This window comes from uncultured Mediterranea sp. (assembly GCF_902493215.1).
Classification (GTDB): domain Bacteria; phylum Bacteroidota; class Bacteroidia; order Bacteroidales; family Bacteroidaceae; genus Bacteroides.
The window spans coordinates 24,505-31,083 of the sequence record NZ_CABUOL010000027.1; the positions used below are offsets into that span (position 1 = coordinate 24,505).

General features: G+C 50.1%; 6 protein-coding genes. 1 reads left to right on the forward strand and 5 read right to left on the reverse strand.

Going from position 1 to position 6,579, the window contains the following annotated elements; all coding sequences use genetic code 11:
- Positions 1–90: 90 nt before the first annotated feature.
- The 5 genes from RDO88_RS12525 to RDO88_RS12545 all read right to left on the reverse strand — a co-directional run bounded on the left by RDO88_RS12525 (position 91) and on the right by RDO88_RS12545 (position 3,848).
- Positions 91–549 carry a DUF4293 family protein gene (locus tag RDO88_RS12525; protein ID WP_307759692.1) on the reverse strand — a complete coding sequence of 153 codons (459 nt, stop codon included), beginning with the start codon at positions 547–549 and terminating at the stop codon, positions 91–93.
- Positions 549–884 carry a DNA-directed RNA polymerase subunit omega gene (locus tag RDO88_RS12530; protein WP_307759693.1) on the reverse strand — a complete coding sequence of 112 codons (336 nt, stop codon included), beginning with the start codon at positions 882–884 and terminating at the stop codon, positions 549–551. Before RDO88_RS12530 ends, RDO88_RS12525 begins: the two co-directional genes overlap by 1 nt.
- Positions 885–936: 52 nt before the next feature.
- Entirely contained in the window at positions 937–1,785 is an 849-nt protein-coding gene (locus tag RDO88_RS12535; protein ID WP_307759694.1) for an outer membrane protein assembly factor BamD, read from the reverse strand.
- Positions 1,786–1,987: 202 nt separating this feature from the next.
- Positions 1,988–2,413 (reverse strand): amino acid-binding protein, encoded by a 426-nt coding sequence (locus tag RDO88_RS12540; protein WP_307759695.1) that lies wholly within the window; start codon positions 2,411–2,413, stop codon positions 1,988–1,990.
- A 124-nt stretch (positions 2,414–2,537) separates the two neighbouring features.
- Entirely contained in the window at positions 2,538–3,848 is a 1,311-nt protein-coding gene (locus RDO88_RS12545; protein ID WP_307759696.1) for an AMP-binding protein, read from the reverse strand.
- Between the two features lie 461 nt (positions 3,849–4,309).
- On the opposite strand from RDO88_RS12545, the gene uvrB reads away from it, so the two are divergent.
- Entirely contained in the window at positions 4,310–6,355 is a 2,046-nt protein-coding gene (gene uvrB, locus RDO88_RS12550; protein WP_307759697.1) for an excinuclease ABC subunit UvrB, read from the forward strand.
- The last annotated feature ends 224 nt before the right edge of the window (positions 6,356–6,579 follow it).

Here is a 6,579-nt window from a genome sequence, read left to right on the forward strand (position 1 = left end):
AAAGAGAACATCTGACAACAAAAAGAGAGCGCACCCCTTCAAGCAGGATGCGCTCTCTTTTTGTTATATCCAAGTAAAATACCTGTTATCTTATCTCAGCCGGTCGGCAGCCTTCACCATTACCTCATCGCGATAGATGGCACGGAAAGCCAGATAGTTCAAGATGATACAGACGGCAGGCAGACAAAGCGTCCATCCAACCTGAAAGCCAGAAGCCTCCAACCGTCCCTTCAACACAAACCAGAAAACACCGAACACGATGTAGTATCCTATCAGCAACAGACTGCTGAAGATGGTCATACGCACCTGCAACATACGGTTACGGAACAGGAAAATGGTTCCAAACGCCACAATGGCGGTCAACAACAGAATACCGAAAAGTCCCCATGTCGACTGAAACGCTCCGTCGGACAATGTCACTCCCAGCGGCTTGAATTCCCAAAGGGTTACTCCGTCGGCTGCAACAAACTGTCCTGTGGGCTGACACATCGTCACTATCAACAGGATCGTTACAACCAACAGATAGACCGATTGAATGCGTTGTATCATTACTGTAATTTTTCTTTTTCCTTCACCGGATTGCGGTAGTATACCTTACCTTCGATATACTCTTGTGTTGCAATCAATGTCGGTTTGGGCAGTTTCTCATAATAGCGTGAAATCTCTATCTGCTCACGGTTTTCAAAAACCTCTTCCAGATTGTCATTGTAGGAAGCAAATTCGGCCAGCTTCTTCGACAGGTCATTCTTGATTTCTACACTAATCTGATTGGAACGTTTTCCGATGATGGCCACCGTTTCATAGATGTTGCCTGTGTCTTCACACAACTCCATCAAGTCACGTGTCACTGTTGTGGCAGGAGCATTGGTTTTTCTGTAATCCATAAATTTCTATACTGATTATAAATTAAAATCCTGTATTCCGACAGAAGACGGTTCACTCTTCTCCCTCTTCTTCCGTCTGAGTGTTCTTAGTCCCTTCACCCAGCATATCCTGCGACTTGCTGAAAATACGCTCGGCTTCCTTGATGTACTTGCTTTCAGGGAATTCGTTCTTGAAGGCATAATACTCGTCTATCGTCTCACGATAACGTTCCGGCTTCTTTTCGTCCACACTATACACGGCCAGTTCATATTTGGCTCTCAAAATCAGAATGGACAAATCTTCACGTAAGTTGGTATAGGGATAATCTTTCAATGCATTCTGGGCGGTAATCACACATGACTGGTAGTTGTTGCCCATGTAGTTGCCCAAGTTATAATACAGCTTGGCAGACAGATACTCCTTCATCACCAGCTTGTCCTGCAGTTCGAAGATCATCTTCTGCGCTTCTTCCCGCTTGGGACTCTGCGAGTAGTATTCCATGAACATTTGCAGCTCCTCGATAGCCTTATACGTACTGGTCTGGTCCAGACGCGGTTCGGGCGTGTCCAGGAACAAAGCTTTTCCTGCATGGAAACGTGCCAGCTCGGCATACGTACCTCTCGGATAAACCTGGTAATATTGGATGAAAGTCTGGGCGGCAGTCTGATAGTCCTGCTCATTGTAATAACACATACCCAGCATGTAGAGCGATTCTTCCGCGTTGGGTGTACCCTTCAGAATGGCAATCAACTCGTTCAGCAAAGTAGCGGCACGGTTATACTGTCCCTTGGCAAAGTACGACTTGGCAGCCTCGTACTTGTATTCGTAATCCGTGCTCTTCAGCAGCTTGTTATATTCTCCGCACGATGTCAGCCCCATTGCTGCTGCCAGCAGAGCTATGATAAGAGTTCTCTTTTTCATTCGCATGTTTACAAATAATGCGCAAAGATAGAGCTTCGCATCGAATTACACAACGATATGAAGCTTAATTTTTTCAAAAAGGGTTATATGGCAGTGGCAGCGGACGACATTTCTTGACCGATCAGTGACGAGCGGTTAAGGACGAGCCTGACGAAAGCCCCTCCTCAACCGCACGCACCAGTCACCTGCCGTCCACCTCCAGCTACAGTTTATACAATTCATTGGCTGCCAGCAGTTCGACGCGGTGCTCCTTCAACACGCGCAGGCAGTTGTCCATGTCGGTCGGACGTATCACCACATTGGCATGGTCTCCGTTGGCAAAAGAATACATATACTCAATGAACACTCCTTCATCGGACAAATATTTCAACACTTTGGCCAATGCCCCCGGAATGTTCGGACAACTGATGCCTATCACGTCATTCACGTTCACGGCAAAGTGATTGTCCTTCAGCAGCTGGTAAGCCTTTTCCGGTTCGGAAACCACTCCTCTAAGAATACCGAAGTCTGCATTTTCGGCAATACTCAAAGCCGACAGGTTGATGCCGCCTTCGGCCAATACCCGAGTCACCTCTGTCAGACGCCCCGACTTGTTTTCCAAAAAAATCGACAATTGTTTTGCTATCATATCTTTAATTAAAATTTTATTTAACGGTTAATGGAAAATGATGAATAACGCCACTGTCATTCTGAGCACGAACGAAGAATCTCATAAATTGAAAATCCAATCATTCCCCATTAACCATTTATCATTATCCCAGTCTTCTCTTGTCTATCACCCGTTTTGCCTTCCCCGTACTGCGCTCGATGCTGCGCGGCTCTACCAGCTTGACATCCACACTCAATCCCAACACACTTTGCAGACGTGCCGTCAGGCGCTTCTTCATGGCCAGCATCTTGTTTATTTCGTCTGAATAGTATTCCGGTCTCACTTCCACCTGCAATTCCATCGTATCCGTGTTGTTCTTACGGTCCACAATCAGCAGGTAGTGCGGTTCAAACTCCGGCATTTCGAGCATCACCGATTCAATCTGCGTCGGGAAGACATTCACGCCTCGGATAATCAGCATGTCGTCGCTGCGTCCCAGAATACGATCCATCCGCACCAACGTTCTTCCGCACGAACATGTCTCGTAGTGCAGTGCCGTCAGGTCCTTGGTGCGATAGCGCAACAGGGGCATTCCTTCCTTCGTCAGGTGCGTGAACACCAGTTCTCCCGTCTGCCCCGGCTCCAACGGCTGCAAGGTTTTCGGATCCACAATCTCCGGAAAGAAGTGATCTTCGTTCAGATGCGTTCCGTGCTGGCATTCGCATTCGAAACCCACACCCGGTCCGGCTATCTCACTCAATCCGTAGATGTCATACGCCTTGATACCCAGCTTCGCTTCGATATCGTGACGCATTTCCTCCGTCCACGGTTCCGCTCCGAAGGCCCCTGCCTTCAGCCGGAATTCTTCCCGTGGCAGGCCCGAATCCCGTATGGCATCCGCCAGATACAGTGCATACGAGGGCGTACAACAGAGCATCGTCGCCCCAAAGTCGTGCATCAGCGTAATCTGTTTCTCGGTATTTCCGCTGGACATGGGGATTACCGACGCTCCGATATTTTCGGCACCGGCATGCGCTCCTAGTCCGCCTGTAAAGAGTCCGTAGCCATAGGATATCTGAAACACATCCGTCTGGTCTGCCCCATAAGCCGTAAAGGCCCGCGACAGGCATTCCTTCCACACCGACAGGTCCTTGCGCGTATAGCCCACCACCGTCGGTTTGCCCGTTGTGCCGGACGAGGCATGAATGCGCACAATCTGGCTCATCGGCACGGCACACAGGCCGAAGGGATAATTGTCCCTCAGGTCATACTTCGTCGTGAACGGCAATTTCACAATATCATCTATACTGTTGATGTCGTCCGGAGTCACATCCAGCTCCTGCATTTTCTTCCGATAGAAAGGTGTGTCGTGATACACACGCTCCACCGTTTTCTTCAGACGTATCCCCTGCAGTTTCCGAAGGCTTTCCCGGTCCATGCATTCGATACTTTCATTCCAAATCTTGTTTTTCATAACTGCTGTCTTTCATGTTGTTTGATTCTTTTCCCGCAAAATAAATGAATTGTTTCCAAATCCGCAAATTATCTTTCAATTTGTTTTTCTTTCCTTTCCATTTCCTGCCTGTCCATACATTACCTCCCGAAAGTTTCGACGAAAGTCTTCCCCCTCACGGACTTCTGAAACAGTTTCCTCTGTTGAAACCAATAGTTTCATACTATGAAACCAGTAGTTTCATGCAACGAAACCAGTGGTTTCCTTCAATGAAACCGATGGTTTCAACCAACGAAACAATCTTGAAACTACTAGTTTCGTTGTCATGACAACTTCTGAAACTTTTTCCGTCCGCTTGTTTTTTCGCAAAACAGTAACCGAAGAAAGACGTATGCAAGCCGATGAATGGAAAAAGACGCTTGCATGACTTGAAGAAAATAACTATTTTTGCCCCGTTTGTCAAACCAAAGAAGCATATTGCCGTGAACAAATTCGAGCTCATCTCCGACTACCAGCCCACGGGCGACCAACCCGAAGCCATCCGACAACTCACCGACGGCATCCGCCAGGGGGTACCGGCACAAACCCTGCTGGGTGTCACCGGGTCGGGCAAGACTTTTACCATAGCCAACGTCATTGCCAACATCAACAAACCCACCCTGATTCTGAGCCATAACAAAACGTTGGCTGCCCAGCTGTACAGCGAGTTCAAGGCATTCTTCCCGCACAACGCCGTAGAGTACTACGTGTCCTACTACGACTACTACCAGCCCGAGGCCTACATCCCTTCGTCGGATACCTATATCGAGAAAGACCTCGCCATCAACGACGAGATAGACAAACTGCGCCTGGCCGCCACTTCCTCCCTGCTCAGCGGACGGCAGGATGTAGTGGTCGTCTCTTCGGTGTCGTGTATCTACGGCATGGGCAACCCGGCCGACTTCTACAACAACGCCATCGACGTGACGTGTGGAAAGATGTTCAGCCGTAACGTCTTCCTGCGCCAGCTGGTGGACAGCCTCTACACACGCAACGATGTAGACCTGAACCGGGGTAATTTTCGCGTAAAAGGTGACACGGTAGACATCTTCCTGGCCTACAGCGACAACCTGCTGCGCGTCACCTTCTGGGGCGACGAGGTGGACAGCATCGAGGAAGTTGACCCAATCAGCGGTGTGACTACCGGGCGGTTTGACTCCTACCGCATCTATCCGGCCAACCTGTTCATGACCACCAGGGAGAATACCCTGCGGGCCATCCACGAGATAGAGGACGACCTGCACAAGCAGGTGGAGTTCTTCGAAAGCGAAGGGCGCTTCCTCGAAGCCAAGCGCATCTACGAACGGGTGACCTACGACATGGAGATGCTACGCGAACTGGGACACTGCTCGGGCATCGAGAATTATTCCCGCTACTTCGACGGACGCCCTGCCGGCACTCGTCCATACTGTCTGCTGGACTTTTTCCCAAAGGATTATCTCATTGTAATAGACGAAAGTCATGTCACCGTTCCCCAGTTACGGGCCATGTATGGTGGCGATCGGGCGCGTAAGGAAAACCTTGTGGAATATGGTTTCCGCCTGCCGGCCGCACGCGACAACCGTCCTCTGACCTTCGACGAATTCGAGGCCATGACTCCACAGACCATTTACGTGAGTGCCACCCCGGCGGAATACGAGCTGGTACGCTCCGAGGGTATTGTAGTCGATCAGGTCATCCGCCCCACCGGGTTGCTCGACCCCATCATCGAAGTACGCCCCACCCACAACCAGGTGGACGACCTGATGGAAGAAATCCAGGTCCGCATCGAACGCGACGAACGTACCCTGGTCACCACCCTCACCAAGCGCATGGCCGAGGAGCTGGCCGAATATTTCCTCAACCATGGCATACGCTGCAATTACATCCACAGCGATGTAGACACACTCGAACGCGTCAAGATTATGTCCGATTTGCGCGAAGGCATCTACGACGTACTTATCGGCGTGAACCTCCTGCGTGAAGGACTCGACCTTCCTGAAGTGTCACTCGTTGCCATACTGGATGCCGACAAGGAAGGTTTCCTCCGTTCCCACCGCTCGCTCACGCAGACAGCCGGACGTGCCGCACGCAACGTCAACGGTTTCGTCATCATGTACGCCGACCGCATCACCGACAGCATGCGGCTCACCATCGACGAGACCAACCGCCGGCGCGAGAAACAGCTGCGCTACAACGAAGAACACGGTATCACTCCCCAACAGATCCGAAAAGCCCATAACCTCAATCCGCTTGCTTCCGTGGCCGCCTCGAATACGCCAGAAGCTCCCTTACACGGAACAGCTCCACGCGCCTACACGGAGCCGGAACCGTCACTTATGGTGGCTGCCGATCCGATAACCCAGCACATGTCGGCCGACCAGCTTCGCAAATCCATCGAGCATACCCGCCGGCTCATGCAGGAAGCAGCCAAGAGACTCGACTTCCTGCAAGCCGCCCAATATCGCGACGAACTGCTGAAAATGGAAGAACAGCTGGCTGCCAAATAATCGGGGAAACAGACCGTATTGATTACAAAAAGGGGAGATTTATCTTTCTTAACCTCAAGAGGTTAAATGGATATAAAAGTATAGAGGGAGAGTAAAAGGAGAAGTACAAAAAATAAAACCTCTAGAACATTATTTTCTAGAGGTTTACTACAATCGAAATTACTTTTCAGCGGTGCGTACGGGACTAACGGAGTCTTTAATCAAAACTGATATTCAGTCTGTTA

Bases quoted from the DNA above. Each gene is read 5' to 3' on its own strand.
- RDO88_RS12535 (WP_307759694.1), bottom strand. From the start codon at position 1,785: ATGAAAAAGAGAACTCTTATCATAGCTCTGCTGGCAGCAGCAATGGGG.
- RDO88_RS12545 (WP_307759696.1), bottom strand. From the start codon at position 3,848: ATGAAAAACAAGATTTGGAATGAAAGTATCGAATGCATGGACCGGGAA.
- RDO88_RS12530 (WP_307759693.1), bottom strand. From the start codon at position 884: ATGGATTACAGAAAAACCAATGCTCCTGCCACAACAGTGACACGTGAC.
- RDO88_RS12525 (WP_307759692.1), bottom strand. From the start codon at position 549: ATGATACAACGCATTCAATCGGTCTATCTGTTGGTTGTAACGATCCTG.
- RDO88_RS12540 (WP_307759695.1), bottom strand. From the start codon at position 2,413: ATGATAGCAAAACAATTGTCGATTTTTTTGGAAAACAAGTCGGGGCGT.